Consider the following 16,706-nt stretch of genomic DNA (forward strand, 5'->3'; position numbering starts at 1 on the left):
GTCTACTGCCGCTGCTATGCACCAGTCCCACTGGAACTCACTGCCCGACGCAGCTGCTGCTGCGCATAGTCAAACAAGATTCTTTCCTGCTCAACGCGCAAGCACCCGCCCGCAGAACGCCCCCGGAGATAGTCCAATGCCAAGCGCTCCCCGTAGCTCAACAGCTCAGGCTCGAACCGGCTAGGTTGCGGTTCTTCCACCGCAAGATCAACGTGGTCACGGACCGTATCCAGGTCCATGAGAACAGATCGCGCATGAGGCACGTATCGCCTGACGAGTTCCAGGATATAGAAACCATGCGAATCTAGATCTCCCCAATAAAGAACTTCCTTCGCCTCTAGCGATGGCATCTGCTGGACGATCCTGGCAGCGTTCAATCCACCACCGAAGATCGCGATCGTCGCGGGCAAGTCTGGCAAGGCAAGGAAACTCTGGTGATTTTCAACGATAAGAACTCGCGCCCCCGGGATCTCACGGAGTTCTGCCGCCGGACATGCCAAGTGCCGCAAACCGCCAATTCCCAGTGTCGGGTCAAGGCTGCGGATCTCCACCAACTGGGGCTTCGGCTTGAAGTTCAGTGGCCCGACCACCGCTTCAACGACCGCCCTGTGTGCCTCGAACCATTTGCTATCGACACCAAAGATTGGCAATTCGCGAATATAAAAGTCGCTGACCTCGTGCTCGTGAACCCACCGGACAACAGCAATGAACTGCTCCACAGTCGTATCATTCCAGTCGTCCCACGCAGAAAGGTGCCTGATGAGCTCAGGTCGAACGCTCTCCCCCAATTCCGTGCAGAAACGGTCCAAGACCGTGCGGAGGCGTTGCCAATGATCGAGTTTGCCGGCCACGCGAGCCGCAGTATCCGCGTCCGCGAGAACAACTCGCCGAGGCAGCGAATAAGTCCCCAAATAGCTGAGCTTTTTATCCTCCCACTCGACGGTAATTGAACTGCGGTTCCACTGTGCCACCCAGGCTCTCACGGCAGCGCCGTCATCACGCTCTGCCGACCTTCCAGTCGGCGGATCCAGGTTGATGGTCAGCATCTTGAATTCCCCGGCCAACCAGCTGCGGTGGTTACGTGAATAAAAGACCGCAGCGCGTTGGCGCACCTGATCAGGAGTCTTCATCCTGGACCTCCTCGATCGTCAGAGAACTCGTTCGCGATCGCTTCCGGTCTGGGCATTCCACCATCAGCACACCCCCGATGTAGTCCTGCACGGTCTGCAGCAGCTTCTCGGGCGTGGCCAGAATCATGTGGAAACCAAAGCGGCGAAAGGCCTCCATCGCAGCCCGAGTGAACTCCGTATCCGCACGATCAAAAGCTTCATCCAGAACGATCGTGCCGAATCGCGGATAAATGTCCTCCCCCACCCGGACAATGGATTTCTTTTCTTGTGCGGCTGGCAAGCCCATCCCAGTCAGCCTGTAACGCAAGGCTGCAGCCAGGCAGAAGGAGGACAGCTTTTGGGCTTGGCCGCCCGAGAGTCCTTCCGACGAGTCATAGACCGCACCGCGCGTTCCATCCTCGCTGTATTCCACTCCCAGGAACTTCACGTGTTGCCTCGTATCCAGACGCAACTGGCGATCACGAGTTGTCGTACCGTCCGAGACCGTCACTGCGTCGATCACCGCCTGCAGCTTATGGAATCGGTGCTCGCTCTCCTCCTGATCAGCTTCATTGATAATCCCTGCTAGTGCGGAATCCAGAAGTTCAACGAAATTGCGGGCGATCGCGGGCTGTGCCTCCCTCACCTCGATCGTCAGGTAAGCACCCGGATAGAACTCGACTTCCGCAAGTGAATCATTAATCATCTGGATCGAGCTGCGAGTCTTCGCTGTCGCGTCACGGATTAAACGGCGCAGCCGACCGAGATGCTTGTGGGTTTCGTCTTGCAGCATGTCCCGGAAACGCTGTTCAAAACGGGGCAAGTCGTCTGCTTCAAGCCTGCCCAGTTCCCGAAGAAAGTCCTGCTCCCACTCCATATCCGCCTTGAGGTCACCCGCCCGATCAGGCCAGCGCACCAAGTAAAGGTTCATTGCGTTGACCAGATCACCACAATATTTGGTGAAGTGCGCATTGAGGTCTGCGAGCTGATCTTCGATACCACGAATGAGGCGATTGTTGAGCACATCGATGTTATCGGGCCGAATGGTGCGGTCGATAGCCGTGCAACGTTCTGTCAGACGGGTCGCAACGTCCTCAGAGACGGTCTTCCCACCTCGGCGATTCCGAATCTTCTCAAGCGTTTCTTCTGCCTGCTCCAGGCGAGCTTTGGAGACACTAAGCTGGTTCCGCTGCGCCATGACGTGCTCCTCAACTTTGTCGAGAGTAGCTTCAACGCCCTTCAACTTCGCTTTCAGTTCAGCCAGCTCCGCGTTTCCATCAGTGAGTTCATCAACGACTCGCTGGGCTTCTGCAAGCTCCTGGGTCACCGATGACACATCGATATCCTGAAAACGTTCCGTCTCCAATAGCCGCTCGATCGTGGCTATTTGGGCACGCCTTTTCTCCTGGCCGGCCGCGATGGCCTTGCGTCGCCGTTCAGCGTCTTCAAGTTTCGCCACGATGTCGCGCACCGCTGTTTGAAGGGCATCGATCTTGTCAGCGAGATTGCCCCACAGCACCCAGTTCGAACGGTCATCGATTCGGCGGCGATCATCCTTAATGTGATCGTTGCGGTTATGTTTCACCTGACCCTTTGCAGTCACCGCCCGCCGGGCAGCACGAAACTCTTCCACAGAGCCGCAGCATAAGTAATCGAACTTCGTAGAAAGTTGGGTCTGGATCCAGTCGTGATACCGCCCGGACTTTACGTTGATTTTCAGCCCCAGTGAGTTCGGTACGAAACGGGACGGGCGCTGTTCTTCCAGATCCCGAGTGAACCTGGTGTAGCTCACTTTCGCACCGAGATAGGTGTCATCGATAGCTGAAGAAACCTGGTCATAGTGCTCGTCTGGGACAAGGATCCGCCGGGCAAACCCGCCCATCACTCGCTCTGCGGTTCCTTGCCAATGGTCTTCACCAGGCTTCATACTCACGAGGTCTGCAATGAATGGAAGGTCAGACTCCCGCACTCCAGACTTCTCTGCAATCAAGGCTCGCGCACGGAGCAACCGGTTATCCATGGCCGATTCGTATTTTCGCAAAGCCTCAAGCTCCGCGACCAGCTTGTCCTTGTTCTCGCCCAGCTCGTAAACGCGCACGTGCGCCTGACCCAGCTTTACGTCTTCTGTTTCATATGCAGCACTCAACCGCTTCCGCTCTTCACGCAACTGCAGCACAAGGTTGGTGAATTCCTCGACACTGCCGGGCTTTGCAGCCCCAATGGATTTGAGCCGGGAATTGAATGCCTCTTCCTCTTTGGTCACTCGCTCCAGCCGGTCCTGCAAACGGTCACGCCGAGCCTGTGCAGAAACCAAGGCAGAATCCTGCGCTCCATGAATCAACGTGCGCAGTTGATCTGCTTGCGCCCGGTGTGCGTCTCGAACCCCGGTGGCTTCTTCAATCTTCGCGCTGACTGTCTTAATCTCGGAAGTCCACTGATCCCGCTCCTGTTCGGCGAAACGCTGCTGCCATTCGTCAACGAAGGTTTCGACGCCGTCTCGGTCCTCCTTTACCGTGGTCAGCCTGTTTTCGACCCCTGCACGCTTCTCTGCTGCCACGCGCACCGGTGCCAGTTGCTCAATCTGTTCACGAGTTTTCACCACCGACTCATACGCCGTTCGGAGGTCTGTGAAATTCTCCGCTGCTTGCTCCGCGATCTCGAAGGTCTCTGGTTCGGGCAGCATGAAGGTACGCATCAAATGATTAAGATCGCCGAGCGTTTTAGCCGATTGCGTTCGGTTCAGCAGGTCCAAAGCACCGGCATCGGCGATCCCCACCGCTCGGCGCAGCGCCAAACTGAACTTCGGATGATTTCGACTGACGTGCAGGGCATCGCTGTATGTCTTCTTCGCCTCACTAACCGGCAAATTCTTCTGTGCCAGATCCTCAAACTCTGTCAGATCGGCGGCCCGAGGGAGCAAAATGTAAAGATCCGTGATTTCCTGGCGCGAATAGGCGTTAGCGGGCAAAAACATCAACCGGCAAGCGGTTACGGTCTCCCCTGCCCCATCGCTATAGCGTAGAGCGACGCCCGTCCACGTCGCACCTGTTCGAAGGTAGGACTGCGTAAGTTCGTCCGCCTCGATCGAGTGCTCGCGGCGCCAGGCACCGCGGCAGTAGGTAACCAAGTTACGGCCCGAGTGTGCTTGGTTATCAGCCGCAGCGTTGAAACGAATCTTGCCGGGCGGAACAAGAATCGTCGAGATCGCATCAATCAGCGTCGACTTGCCGGAACCTGAAGGGCCTGTGATGAGGAAGCCCTCCCGCGGCACCTCGACACAGTGAAGGTTGTCGAATGTTCCCCAGTTATAAACCTGGATTTGGGAAAGTCGGAATTGGCCAGGCAGAGTCGTCGTCATTGTTCTTCCTCCAGGAGAGCTCGGAAAGACTCGGTGACAGCGGCGATTTCTTCGCTGGAAAAGATGATGCGCAGCACCGGGGACACCTCGAAACGCCCCTCGGTCGGGGTGCTGGCAATAATCGAGTAGCTCTTCAGCTTGTTCCACGCTGCAGTAAAGCGCTTACGCTGCGTGGACTTGTCCGTGCCAGCATGGCCTTGATACGGCAGGGTCGCCTCAAAAACCTCACCCTCATCCACGATGGTTCGCTCGTTGGGGCTCGTCGTCACCAGCTCACGGCGCAGGTGGAGAATCACCACCGTGTCCATAAAAGTCAACGACTGTTTGCGTAGCAGCGCACGCTTTTCAGGGACATCCGCTTCCCACGCCTTTGTGTAGGCAACCCCTGCATGCTCGTCGAGAATGAGAGTGAGGAAGAGATTATCCAGCTGTTGGGCAAGAATCTCACGTGAGTTGGATATCGCAGCAAACACATCTGGCGATTTCACGCTCGACACGTATGGGCCGCGGATGAGTTCCGCCAGGGCACGACGCTGCAAACCTGTCAAGGTTCCGGTGTCGCCTTCATACAGTTTGTTTTCCATTTAGATGCGCCCAACCTTCCTCCGAAATTCGAAACGCCCATACCGCCCTTGATACCTTTTCCCGCTTGGTCTCTCCCACTGCAGGACTTCTGTACCGTCGGATCTTTCGCCGTGATCATGCGCAAGTTTGATGAGCCCCACCACACTCGCTAGCCCCTGAGTGGCAGGGTGTTCTTCCAAGACTTCCCGAATCGATGCTTGCCCCTTTCTGCCGAGCACATCGTTGATTGCGTCGCGCAGTTCCTGCCAGTCAATTTCTGATTCCCGGATACGCCGACGCATCTGTTCGAAGTCGATCTCGCCTGACTCGTTGACTTCCATTGACCGCTCGATGCGGTATTCCTTCGGGTTGTGTAATTCCCAACTGGAAAGCGACGTCGGTTGCCGCGTCGTCAGCTCGAGCTCGTAGCCGATCTTCTCGTAAGGCGCGATCCCTCGTTTTGCGAGCTCGAGCGCTTGCTGCTGCGCCTGATTGATTGCCCGTGTGAGGGCCTGCTGCGATTCTGCTTCTCGGGACTGCACGAAGCGCCTTAGGGACCGCGATAGGCCCGTGAGCGAGGTATGCACCTGTCCCGAGGAGGAATCGAGCATGTCTACCAATTGCGCGATCTCGCTCCGCTCTTCCGGGCCGAGCTGCACCATGAAGTCCCGCGATTGCACTGAATCCATCACGGCATCGAGTTGCTTTGATTGCTCCGGGTCAAGGAAAAGCTCATAGAAGGAGTTGAATGCCCGTCCCGCTTCTGATTCTGCGATCAGATCTACACCACGGAAGACATTGTCCAGTACCTCACCAGCGTTTAGCTGCCCTTCGACGAGCGATTCTCGGAGTTCGTGATCGACATTCTCAACCTCCTCCCGAACGCGGGAGAAGTCGGTGGGCAAATCCCTCGCCAGAGCCAGGATTTCCCGTGCCCTCTCCACTGCCTCTTCGTCGGAAATCACGCCGACACCGTTCATGCGGATGTTGTCGATACGGTCTTGGATCTGATCTCGCTGAGCTTCCAGGCGACTAATCGCTCTCGCTTCGTCGGGATCTGTTTCAGCCGCCAGATCCTGGAGATTATTGAATAGAGTTCCGAGGCGGGATTTGGTCACCACCCGCTGAGGACTGATCAACTGCTGGACATAGTCGATAGCAACGTGCGCGTCCGTGGTGAGCTCGTAAAACTCTTCCCTCGAGCCCTGAGGGCTGCGCCTCGTGAGGTATCCGAGTTTCACCCAGTCATTGATATAAGCCACGGCTGACTTGGGCAGCTCCATATTGGTCTGTTCCCGAATATCGATCAGCAAGGACTCCACTGCTAGGGTGAGCTCGGATCCGGCGATCTGGCGATTACCTGCTTGGAAGACAGCACTTAAGACAGAAAGAACAGCTGGGGCGTTATGGGCACGAAGCATCGCCCAAGCAGGTACCGAGTCCGCAAGGCGGATCATCGCCAACGCATCTGCCACCACAGTTGTCCGATTCATGTGCTCAATCTAACAAGCGCTGCAGACAAGGATTCAAGAATATCGAACATCTCGGCGCCAACTAAGGGTTCGATGCTCATGCGCACGCCCTCAGATTGGCACTGCTGTACGACAAAGGCTTTGGGCAAGTGCACCGGTTAGCCCACGGCTGCCCCGCGTCCTGGTGCGAGAACTTGGGCTAACCTCGGGGCAACCCACCCCGCTCCTGGTGCACGTGTCTGGCTACATCGCCAGCCGGGCCTAACCGGAGCGTGGATCCAAAGAGAGAGGCATGCCCCCATGGAACTGAACCGCGACAAAAGCGACGAGTTCGTCCGCGAGACCCAAACCCCAGAATCCGCCACTGCGTGGAAGAAGCAGCTCGACGAGTTCGCACCCGGCGCGTCCGACTGGGTTGTCGAGGCCGTCTTCGGCGGAACCTACCAGCGCGATGGCATTACTCTCCGCGACCGTCAGATGCTGAACATGGCTGCCCTGGCTGCGATGGGTGGCGTAGAGCCACAAACTCACCGGCCACATCAAGACCGCTGTGGACGTCGCAGGCATGAGCCCAGAGGAGGTGGCCGAATGCTTCGTACACCTCATGCCTTACGTCGGCGTGCCGAAGACTTTGGCCGCGATGCGCTGCATGAAGGCCGCCCTCGAGGGTTAATGCTGCCGGGGTAGGCCTGGCCGCTTATTAGCGCTTGGCAATCGAGATCAACCCGACTGTTTCTTTCTCCGTTGACGGCGCGAGAAGTACGTCACCGCTGATATAACAACAATGGCCACCAGGCAAACAATGAAAACCCACCACTGCCCAACAGCGGGCAGAAGCGCAAAAAGGCTTGGGACTGCCAGAACTGCGGCTGCTAACGCGATTAATTCATTGCGTTCATCGCGCCGCTCTTGTTTACGCTTATGAGTGTCTGCCTCGATGCCATCAAGTCTGATACGTGCGAAATTGTACTGGGTTGTGTAGACGTTCTCACGTATCTCAAGTTCGCCGACGATGTCATCAAAGTCTCCCCGTGCACCTGTCTTTTCCAACATATGCTGCAGAATGGTGGTCGCTACGTCGCGTCCGGGGACTCGCTCGTACCAGAGGTGATCGCGCACATAGACTAGTTCCGCTTGTATCTTTGCGAACTTCCGGAGACTGCCCTGCAGCTTTTGGTCCGCGCCCCTTATCTTCTCGAGAGTTCCAGCATTGCCCTCAGAGCCGGAGCTTTCCAAGACATTGAGCGCTTCCGGACCGAAAGATAATTGGCGAAGTTGTTCGCTAATACACCCCAGATAATTAACTGCTCTGAGCGCTAAAATAGCCAGGTCTACAAAGCGAGTCCCAGCCAGCATAAAGAAATTATTTTGTGAGTTTTCTAGCGGTGCCCGGCGCACCACTGCCAACCCCTCCTCGCAGGAGTGAATAGTCCAGTCACGGTAGCGGGACACGAGGCTTCTGTTTATAGAGCCATCACGAAAATACGGGATTTCTGTTGTGTACCGGTCGAAACGAGAAGCAAAGTACCATGCCCATTGGTCATGGAGCATCCAGTTCTCCCCCGACTCCTCAGATGCATCCGCGATGGGAGTTGGTAGGGCAATGTCTGTACGGCCCGGGATAGCCATCGTGACGCAATAAGGTTTGGGAGACTGTCGACCGCGTTTCGCTTTTGTACCCCTACGGGTTTTTTTGAAGTATCCGCCCTTATTGAGATCCCACGGAGTGTGAGTTTCCGAGCCGACGAATAGCTGCTCTTCCACAACCTTCACGGCAGCTTCCAATAGGCAAACACTAGCCTTGTTGTTAGTCAGTGGTGAGCCAGTGAGTTCTTCAAGTAGCTCTCTTTGTCTCGCCTCTCCGTTGCCTTCCTCCGCAATCAGGGTCATTTTCTCTCGTGGCTTAGTCAACGACGCAGTAGCTTCCTCCAGCGCTTTTCCGGAGCAATTTTCCGCGACGGCATGGATGACGAGAAAATTCTGTTCGAAGTTACTAGGTTCGCCACTTTCAAGGTCATAAAGGCATGGCCCGGAATATTGCAGGTACTCGGCACATACAAACTTCAAGGTCGCATAGGGGTGCCCGGTGTCGTCCAAAGCGAAACGCAGCGGATATGTCTCCATTTTTGGTGCCCGCTGCTTGCCCTCCGTCGTATAGTCCTCCGTCGTAAGGTCGGGCTCAAACACGAGGCGATGCGCGACGACCTTGGCAGGATTAGTAGATGCATCCGAGATCCACTCCGCGGGATCCCCACCAGACGTCGGTACAGCATCAACCGCACTCGCCCCCATAGAGCTGGCTAGGGGCTCACGGAAGTACGACCCAGCACTCTTATGGAAAACGCGGGGTACATATTTGTAATCAACTTTATTACCCCAGAACTGGCGAACGAAGTCCCCTTCTTCATCCCGTTCTGCGAACTCAATCTTCTTAATCCCGCGAAAACGACCGGGCACCCAAGCCTCGGGCCAATCGAAAGCCTCCGGTAATTCGGGCACTGGAAGAACCACCGCGAAATGCGCAAGGCGCCACTCCGGCTGAGAGCCACAGACATAACCCTCCGGAAGATGGAACTCCGCTCCCTGGATTTGATACCAGTTGGAATTCCGAGCATTGTTCGCCTCGGTGAACTCGTCGTTTATCCCCATAGCACAAAGCCTCCGTGATCTTCGAACCACCTGTACCCCAGGCTACAACAGCACTTCAGAAGCCTATCCACTTTGAAACCATCCCACCCCCTGAAATAAGGTCACCCTTAGTAGCGATATGCTTCACTAAAGGGAATTTCGCGCACAACCGCGCGAAACCGCGCCAGCGCACAGATCTACACACAGGCGATCCGAAGGAGGGCACGCACCACCGTGGCTGAAAAGGACCCGCACGCCGCAAGCTCACAGCCGGGCATTCCTCGCAGGGAAGCACACCCAGGCACCCCGCGCCAGGGCACAGACAACCCCCGCCCCGGCGCGACGGAGGCCACGGTCCACTCACCCGGTACCTATCCCCCGGGTGAGGATCCGCGCCGCTGGAAAGTTCTGGGCGTCATCCTCACGACGATCTTCATGTCGCTGATCAGCGTGTCCATCATCAACGTCGCCCTGCCCTCCATCCAGCAGGGGCTGGGCGCCACCGAATCGGACATCCAGTGGGCGCTCTCTGGCTACACGCTGACCTTCGGCGTGGTACTCGTCGCCGCTGGCCGCGTCGGCGACCTGCTCGGCCGGGGCGGAATGTACCTCATCGGCTTAAGCGTCTACGCCCTGGCCGCCATCACCGCTGGCTTCGCTCCCACCGCGGAAGCTCTGAACATCACCCGCTTCATCCAAGGCGTGGGCGCGGGCATGCTCAACCCACAAGCAGTGGGTATGATCCAGCAGTTCTTCCGCGGCAAGGAACGCGGCCGGGCCTTCGGCTGGTTCGGCACCGTCGTGGGCGTGGCCGTGGCCATTGGTCCCGTCCTTGGTGGTTTCCTCATTCGCGTCGGTGGCCCGGAGCACGGCTGGCGCTCGACATTCCTGGTCAACGTTCCCTTCGGCCTTCTCGCTTTCGTCCTCGCACTCCTGTGGTTCCCGCGCCCGCTGATGGGCCGGGTTGAGGATCCCGCCACCGGCCGTAACGTGGGCGTCATCCGCGCAGTGCGCAGCCTCGCCCCCTTCGGATCCCTCCTGCTTGGCTTGGCCGTCCTGGCCTCCCTCTTCCCGTTCGTGGAATCCTCCGGCAATGCCCGCACCTTCCTGCCTCTCCCCATCGCCGTCGCCCTTCTGGCCGGGTGGCTGGCCTGGGAGCGGCACGTTAAAACAACCAAGCCCTTCGACCCCATGGTGGACATGCAAATCTTCCGCTTCCCCAGCTTCCGACTGGGCACCATGCTGGTGCGGGAGTGTACTTCATGGGCATAACCAGCATTTGGGTGCTCGTGGCGCTGTACTTCCAAAACGGCCTGGGCTACAGCGCGCTCGTCGCCGGTAGTGTCGGCATCCCCGCCGCGATCAGCAGCCCCTTCGCCGCCAACTGGGCCGGCAAGCGGGTCGCCGACCGGGGCCGTCGAGTCGTCATCGACGGCATCACCGTGGCACTGACCGGCATTGCGCTAACCATCCTCACCCTTGTGCTACACCACGCTACCGGCCTGTCGGAGTGGTGGATGGTAATCACCCTATTCCTAGTCGGCACCGGCCAGGGCACGGTCATCGGTCCGAACCAAACCCTCACGCTCGCGGACGTTCCTCTCAACTACGCGGGCAGCTCCGGCGGGGTTCTGCAGGCTGCACAACGCATCGGTACCGCCATGGGACTCGCGCCGATCACCGCGATAGTCTTCGCTAGCTCGCGCGCCATCAACTGGCCCCTCGGCACCGCCATCGGCTTCGGCACCATCGGCTCGCTCGTCCCCGTCGCCCTCGTCATCGCGCTCTACGACAATCGGTTGCGCGCCCGTAGCGCTGTAGCAGCTTCCGGCTAGCTTCCCCGCAGATTTCCGTACATTGCAGCGCCGTTTCGCCACGCCAGGGCCAAAATTGACGAAATCGTCAAAGTCTACAAAAATACGCAGGGTGTCTGTTGAAATAGACCGTGCTTCCCTCCCTACAGAAATCAGGTAAAGCCATGACTTCCCTCGCAGTAGAAGCCCAGGATCTCGAGCTCAAAGGCGACGAGGGCCAAGTATTTGGCCCTCTCTCCTTTTCTATCCCTAACCAGGGCCTAACCAACCTGCTCGGCAAGGGCGGCTCTGGCCGTACCGCTCTAGCTCTGGTTCTTTCTGGGCGCATGAAGCCCACCGGCGGCACCCTCAATGTCCTCGGTGAAACCAAGCCCAAGCAGATCCGCTCCCGCGTCGCCATCGCCGGCGTAGAGCAAATCGACCTGTTGGAGCGTTCCGTCACGGTCCAAGACATCCTCACCGAATCCCTGTCCTGGTCGAAGCCCTGGTTCATGCCGATGCGCAAGGCCACCGCAGAAGACCTGCAGCGTATCTGCTCCCACGTCTACGGCGAGCGCGATCTTCCCCCGCTGGATGCCTACATCTCCCAGCTGGATAACCTCGACAAGATCATGCTACGCATCAGCCTGGCCCTGTCGCCCGCCGACAACAAGCCAGTCCACCTGCTGATCATGGACGATATTGAGCAGGCGCACGAAAACGACGAGCGCGCGATCCTACTGCAGGTACTCGAGCGCTTGTCGATGGATATTCCTGTGGTCGTTAACTCGTCGAACCCTATCGTCGGTCCGGTCGAGCCCACCACGGTTATTGAAATTGACGCCTACGCTAACCACGCGCACCCGATTCATACCGGACTGCGCGAATACACCGACATCGCAGAGCCAAAGGAGAACAACTAATGCTCGCCGGTTTTAAACTCAACAGCGAGATCCGCAGCTTCAAGCGCAACCGGCTGACCCGCGCCGCGCTGGTCATCCTTGTGCTCATGCCGCTGCTGTACTCCGCCTTGTACCTCTGGGCATTCTGGAACCCATTCGGCAACCTGAACGCCCTGCCCGTTGCCCTTGTTAACAGTGACAAGGGCACGAGTGTCGACGGCAAGGAGCTCCGCGCCGGCGACAAGGTCATCGAAGGCTTGAAGGAAAACGACCAGATCAGCTGGATCGAAACCGATTCCGAGGATGCCCGTCGGGGCGTGGAATCCGGCGAATACTACTTCTCCTTGGAACTGCCGGAGAACTTCTCCGACGCAGTGGCCTCGCCTACCTCCGGGAAGCCGGAAAAGGCCAACCTCATCAGCACATACAACGATGCCAACGGCTACCTCTCCACCATGATCGGCCAAAACGTCATGCGTGAGGTGCTGAACGTCGTCGGCGACAAAATCAGTGCAGAGGCCGTGGATAAAGTCCTGCTCGGCATCGTCGACGCGGGCAGCGGCATGCAGCGCGCCGCCATCGGCGCCGGCAAGCTCGCCGACGGCACCGCCCAACTCAAAGACGGCTCCGTCCAACTGAACGATGGCGCAGAAAAGCTCGCCAACGGCCTGGCCACCGCCAAGGACGGCTCCGGCAAGCTGCGAAATGGCGCCGTCGAACTCGACGACGGCATCGCCAAACTGCACCAGGGCGCCGGCACGCTGTCCGACGGCACCACCGAACTGTCCGACAAGGTAAACGCCGCGGCGGAAAAGATCAACGGTCAGGCTGGAAAGCTCAACCAGCTGGAAGGTGGCGTCGATAAACTTGGCGACGGAGCGAGCCGCCTCAACGACGGCGTGCAACAGCTCAACACCAAACTCGGTGGAGTCACCAAGGCACAGGGCGACCATGCAAGGAACCTGCGCGACATCTCCCGCAACCTGCGTGGCAGTGGCCTGCCCGCCGCCATTACGGCCGCGAACGAGCTAGACAAGGTGGCCCTCGCCCTGGAGACGCAGGGCATCGGCCCGAAGTCCCAGAACGCGACCGATCTGAAGCGCCTGGCTGACGGCAGCGCCCAGCTGTCCTACCAGCTCAACGACCCGAACGCCCCGCTGCGCAAGGGCGTGGGCGAACTTTCCGGGCTTCCCGCACAGTTCAAGCAGCTGCAGGACGGCGTGAACAAGATCAACAACGGCGCACACAAGCTGGACGACAAGCTGGGCGAGGCCTCGGCTGGCGCGACGAAGCTGAAAAACGGCGTGATCAAGCTGGACGACGGCAACACCAAACTCAAGGACGGCGCGGACAAACTGAAGGACGGCACCGCCAAGGCCAAGGACGGCACCGCCAAGCTGAACAACGGCGCTACCGAACTGCGCGACAAGCTTTCCGACGGCTCCAAGAAGGTTCCGCAGTGGGACGAAGGCCAGCGCCTGGCAGCCTCCAGCACCATCGGCGGGCCGGTACAGATGAAGGCCGATAACAACTCCGGCACGCACACCTTCGGTGCAGGCATGGCGCCCTTCTTCTTCAGCATGTCGCTGTTCATCGGCGGCATCATGGTCTACGTCATGATCAAGCCGCTGCAGGCCCGCACCGTGAACTCCGGCATGCACTCCTGGCGCGCCGCCCTGTCCGGCTTCCTGCCGACAGGCATCATCGCCATCCTGCAGGCAGCCGTCGTGGTGGCTGTCACCATCTGGGGTGTCGGCATGGATACCGCGAACGTCCCGGGGCTATTCCTGTTCGCAGCGCTCGTGGCGCTGGTGTGGATGCTCATGAACCAAATGCTCATCGCCTTCCTCGGCCCCGGGCCTGGACGCGTGACCGCCCTGGCGATGCTCATGCTGATGATCCTCGCCTCGGGAGGCTTGTACCCCGTCGAGACACAAAACAAGTTCTTCCAATTCCTGCATCCGTTCGACCCGATGACATACGCGGTCAACGGCTTCAGGCAGCTGATCTACGGCTTCTACGACGAACGCCTGCCGATCGCAGTGGGAGTGCTGTGCCTCGTTGGCCTCGGATGCTTCCTGGTCACCACGCTATCGGCGCGCAGCCAGCAAATGTGGACCATGAAGCGGCTGCACCCCGTGCTGAACGCTTAAAGGTCGTTGGGACGAGGGGGCGTCACTACCCTCTCGGCTCCCTGTACACCCAACAAGATCGAAGAGTCGATCTGCTCCCCCACCCGCAGCGTAGAGATCGAACCATTGGATTCCAGCACCATGCAGGCGACCTCGCTGAGGTCGCGCACGCCGGCCTTGCGCATCGCAGTGGCAATGGCGACATCATTGATGTGATAGCGCTGCAGGGCGGACTCGATGATCTCGCCGTGCGCGATCAGAACCGTTGGCTGCGGGTTGATGGTCCGGCGGAGCCCCACCACATCCTGCACGGCGCCGAACAGCGCCTCCATACACATCAAAGTAAGCAGGCCGATCACGCCCGCAGCCAGCGACGGCGGGTGGCCAATGACGGAACGGCCGGCGACCGCGCCGAACATGAAAATAACCACTGCATCGAAGCCGCCGAGACTGCTTAAGATCCGCTGTCCGAAAAGACGGACCGCCACCAGGAACGTCAGATAGATGCCGACGGCGGCGACCATCACAATCGGAATGCGCCACAGGTCGATGCCTAGCTGTTCTTTAAGCACCGGCCCCCAACCCTGCGGCGGGGTGAAATCCGCAGCGCTAATCGCAGCCGTCGTGAGTGATCCGTAGATGCCGCCAAACATGAATACCCATTCTACGCTGTGGTTTTGGGGTTAGGATTCCGGCTTGGCGGGGCTTTCCATGGACTCGTCGGGGAGCTCGCTCTTCACCTCGTCGGTGATGGTTTTGTGCAGCTCCTTGTCCTCGATGTTGGATTCGCCGACCAGCTTGCGCAGTTCCTTGCGGTCCTCGGCGGTGTATTCCTCGTCCTCGTGCTCGCGGTTATAGGCCAGCTCGTGGATGCGGTCGCGACGCTTCGATTCCAGGGAAATGCGGGCGCGGGAACGCAGCCACCAGGCAATCATCACGACGATCATGACCATGCCGATGTAGCCAATGACCGGGTACACGTACGTCATCAGGGTCTCGAAGCCGACGAAGCTGATGCCGTAACCAATCAGCGTCACCACGACAAACACCGGACGGAAAGACTTGTCCGTGCTGGCCGTCAGGCGCTTACCCAACGCGTAGAACATGCCGATCGCGGTGTTGAAGATCATGAAGAAGATGATGATCGCCATGATCACGCCGAGGGTGGGGTTGATGTTGTTCATCAGCTCCAACATCGGGACGTCGCTATCCTGCACGGTTTCGATGTTTAGGTACAAGGTGATCGCGGCGATGATCAGCATGACCGTGTACAGGGCGCCACCCATCAAGCCGCCGATACCGGCCTCCTTCGGCGAGGAGTAGTTACCGCCGATGACCAGCGACATGGACACGCCCAGCAGCAGCGCCAGGCCGTTGTAGTTCAGGGCGGACAGGATCCACGGCGATACGGGGGAATCCGCCCCCTTCGCGATTTCGCTGAGGTGGGATGTGTCCGCGGGCATGTTGATCAGCGTGTACACGAACGCGAAAAGGACGGCGACGATAATCAGCGGGGTCAGCGCGCCGATCACCTGGCTGACTTTTTCCACGTCCAGCATGCCCGCAGCCAGCACCACGCCGGTCATGATCAGCGCACCGGCCCACGCGGGCAGGCCGAACTGCTGTTCCAGGTTCGAACCCGCACCCGCCAGCATGACAAATCCGACGGCGAACAGCGTGAGCGTTACCGACAGATCCAAGAAGCGCGAGACTATCGGGTGCGCGACGTTGCGGAACACCATGCGGTGTTCGTCAGCCAGGAAGTAGCTTCCCACCTGCAGGATTACGCTACCCGCGATGGTCATGACGATGCCGGCCAGCACCGCACCCCAGATTCCGTTCATGCCGAAGGACACGAAGTATTGGATGACCTCTTGGCCGGTGGCGAAGCCGGCGCCGACGGTCAGGCCGACGAAAGCCATGGCGATGGAGAACGTTCTCTTCACGCTCGCAGAGCTCCTTAGTTTTTGCTCGATGATTCTTATTCGATAGTGCTATTTTTAGCCCGAAATTCGACTGTACTCCGTCGGCTTCCCGGTGGCAGCTCGGCGCTTCACTGGTCCGCGCGCGGATGGGCGCGGATGGGCGCGGGTGGGCGCGCCTGAATCTCACGGGAAAACGGCCTAGCATGGGCAATAGAGGACATCTCACCGGAAGGAGAACCATGAAGATCGTCGACAACGGACCAGAAGCCAATGTCTTTGACATTGAAACGGCCACCCGAGAGAACACGAACTACCGAACCACCGCGTGGACGGGCAAGTACCTGCAGGTGACCCTCATGTCCATCGCCCCGGGCGATTCCATCGGCCTGGAAGTACACCACGATACCGACCAGTTCCTACGCCTGGACGCGGGTGTTGGCAAGTGCATCATGGGACCGGATAAGGACAACATGACCATCCAGCAGGAGGTCTCCGACGGCTGGGCTGTGCAGGTTCCGGCCGGTGTGTGGCACGACATCATCAACACCGGTGACGAGCCGATGCAGGTGTACGCGGTCTACGCGCCGAGCCACCACGCCAAGGGCATCGTCCAGGAGACAGCCGAGCAGGCAGAGCAGGACGAGGAGTCCGGCAAGGACGTTCCGCCGGAGTGGACCGTTCAGCCTCCGAAGCAGCAGGCTGACGAGCACGCCTAGGGCTTGGTTGGGCTGGTGACCGGGCTGGCTCCTGGGCAGGCTCCCTGTGCTGGCCCCTGACAGTGGCACCTCCCCGCGTGGTGCCACTTTTCTTTTTGCCCTTCACC

10 protein-coding genes and 2 pseudogenes are annotated in these 16,706 nt (G+C 58.9%); 5 read left to right on the top strand and 7 right to left on the bottom strand.

Going from position 1 to position 16,706, the window contains the following annotated elements:
- Positions 1-14: 14 nt before the first annotated feature.
- The 4 genes from L8U58_RS05945 to L8U58_RS05960 are packed head-to-tail and all read right to left on the bottom strand — an operon-like array spanning position 15 to position 6,524.
- Complete coding sequence (locus L8U58_RS05945) at positions 15-1,130, bottom strand: DUF3322 domain-containing protein (RefSeq protein ID WP_070551065.1); 1,116 nt, start codon at positions 1,128-1,130, stop codon at positions 15-17.
- Positions 1,117-4,467 (bottom strand): ATP-binding protein, encoded by a 3,351-nt coding sequence (locus tag L8U58_RS05950; protein ID WP_269954905.1) that lies wholly within the window; start codon positions 4,465-4,467, stop codon positions 1,117-1,119. The genes L8U58_RS05945 and L8U58_RS05950 overlap by 14 nt, the downstream gene beginning before the upstream one ends.
- Positions 4,464-5,051: a DUF4194 domain-containing protein gene (locus L8U58_RS05955; protein ID WP_034978096.1), complete on the bottom strand. Its 588-nt coding sequence runs from the start codon at positions 5,049-5,051 to the stop codon at positions 4,464-4,466. The genes L8U58_RS05950 and L8U58_RS05955 overlap by 4 nt, the downstream gene beginning before the upstream one ends.
- A complete protein-coding gene (locus L8U58_RS05960) occupies positions 5,052-6,524 on the bottom strand; it encodes a DUF3375 domain-containing protein (protein ID WP_230580566.1) in 1,473 nt (490 codons plus the stop codon). It lies immediately after the preceding gene.
- Between the two features lie 279 nt (positions 6,525-6,803).
- On the opposite strand from L8U58_RS05960, the pseudogene L8U58_RS05965 reads away from it, so the two are divergent.
- Positions 6,804-7,176, top strand: a pseudogene (locus L8U58_RS05965) (carboxymuconolactone decarboxylase family protein).
- Between the two features lie 47 nt (positions 7,177-7,223).
- Here L8U58_RS05965 and L8U58_RS05970 read toward each other — a convergent pair.
- Entirely contained in the window at positions 7,224-9,152 is a 1,929-nt protein-coding gene (locus tag L8U58_RS05970; protein WP_269954906.1) for a hypothetical protein, read from the bottom strand.
- Positions 9,153-9,407: 255 nt separating this feature from the next.
- On the opposite strand from L8U58_RS05970, the pseudogene L8U58_RS05975 reads away from it, so the two are divergent.
- The 3 genes and pseudogenes from L8U58_RS05975 (at position 9,408) to L8U58_RS05985 (ending at position 13,979) form a co-directional block, all read left to right on the top strand.
- Positions 9,408-10,966, top strand: a pseudogene (locus tag L8U58_RS05975) (MFS transporter).
- A 143-nt stretch (positions 10,967-11,109) separates the two neighbouring features.
- On the top strand, positions 11,110-11,847 hold the full coding sequence (locus L8U58_RS05980) for an ATP-binding cassette domain-containing protein (RefSeq protein WP_269954907.1): 738 nt from the start codon (positions 11,110-11,112) through the stop codon (positions 11,845-11,847).
- Positions 11,847-13,979 (top strand): YhgE/Pip domain-containing protein, encoded by a 2,133-nt coding sequence (locus L8U58_RS05985; protein ID WP_034966189.1) that lies wholly within the window; start codon positions 11,847-11,849, stop codon positions 13,977-13,979. Before L8U58_RS05980 ends, L8U58_RS05985 begins: the two co-directional genes overlap by 1 nt.
- On the opposite strand, the gene L8U58_RS05990 is transcribed toward L8U58_RS05985, so the two are convergent.
- Together L8U58_RS05990 and L8U58_RS05995 are read right to left on the bottom strand one after the other, a co-directional pair.
- Positions 13,976-14,611 (bottom strand): DUF421 domain-containing protein, encoded by a 636-nt coding sequence (locus L8U58_RS05990; protein ID WP_269954908.1) that lies wholly within the window; start codon positions 14,609-14,611, stop codon positions 13,976-13,978. The two genes, L8U58_RS05985 and L8U58_RS05990, sit on opposite strands and share 4 nt — an antisense overlap.
- A gap of 30 nt (positions 14,612-14,641) precedes the next feature.
- The gene (locus tag L8U58_RS05995; protein WP_034973183.1) at positions 14,642-15,904 is read right to left on the bottom strand and encodes a membrane protein; all 1,263 of its coding nucleotides are present in this window, start codon (positions 15,902-15,904) and stop codon (positions 14,642-14,644) included.
- Between the two features lie 218 nt (positions 15,905-16,122).
- Between L8U58_RS05995 and L8U58_RS06000 the strand changes: the two genes are divergently transcribed.
- Positions 16,123-16,599 (top strand): cupin domain-containing protein, encoded by a 477-nt coding sequence (locus L8U58_RS06000; RefSeq protein ID WP_011273306.1) that lies wholly within the window; start codon positions 16,123-16,125, stop codon positions 16,597-16,599.
- Positions 16,600-16,706: the final 107 nt, after the last annotated feature.

This window comes from Corynebacterium macclintockiae, assembly GCF_027570165.1.
Taxonomy (GTDB): Bacteria; Actinomycetota; Actinomycetes; order Mycobacteriales; family Mycobacteriaceae; genus Corynebacterium; species Corynebacterium macclintockiae.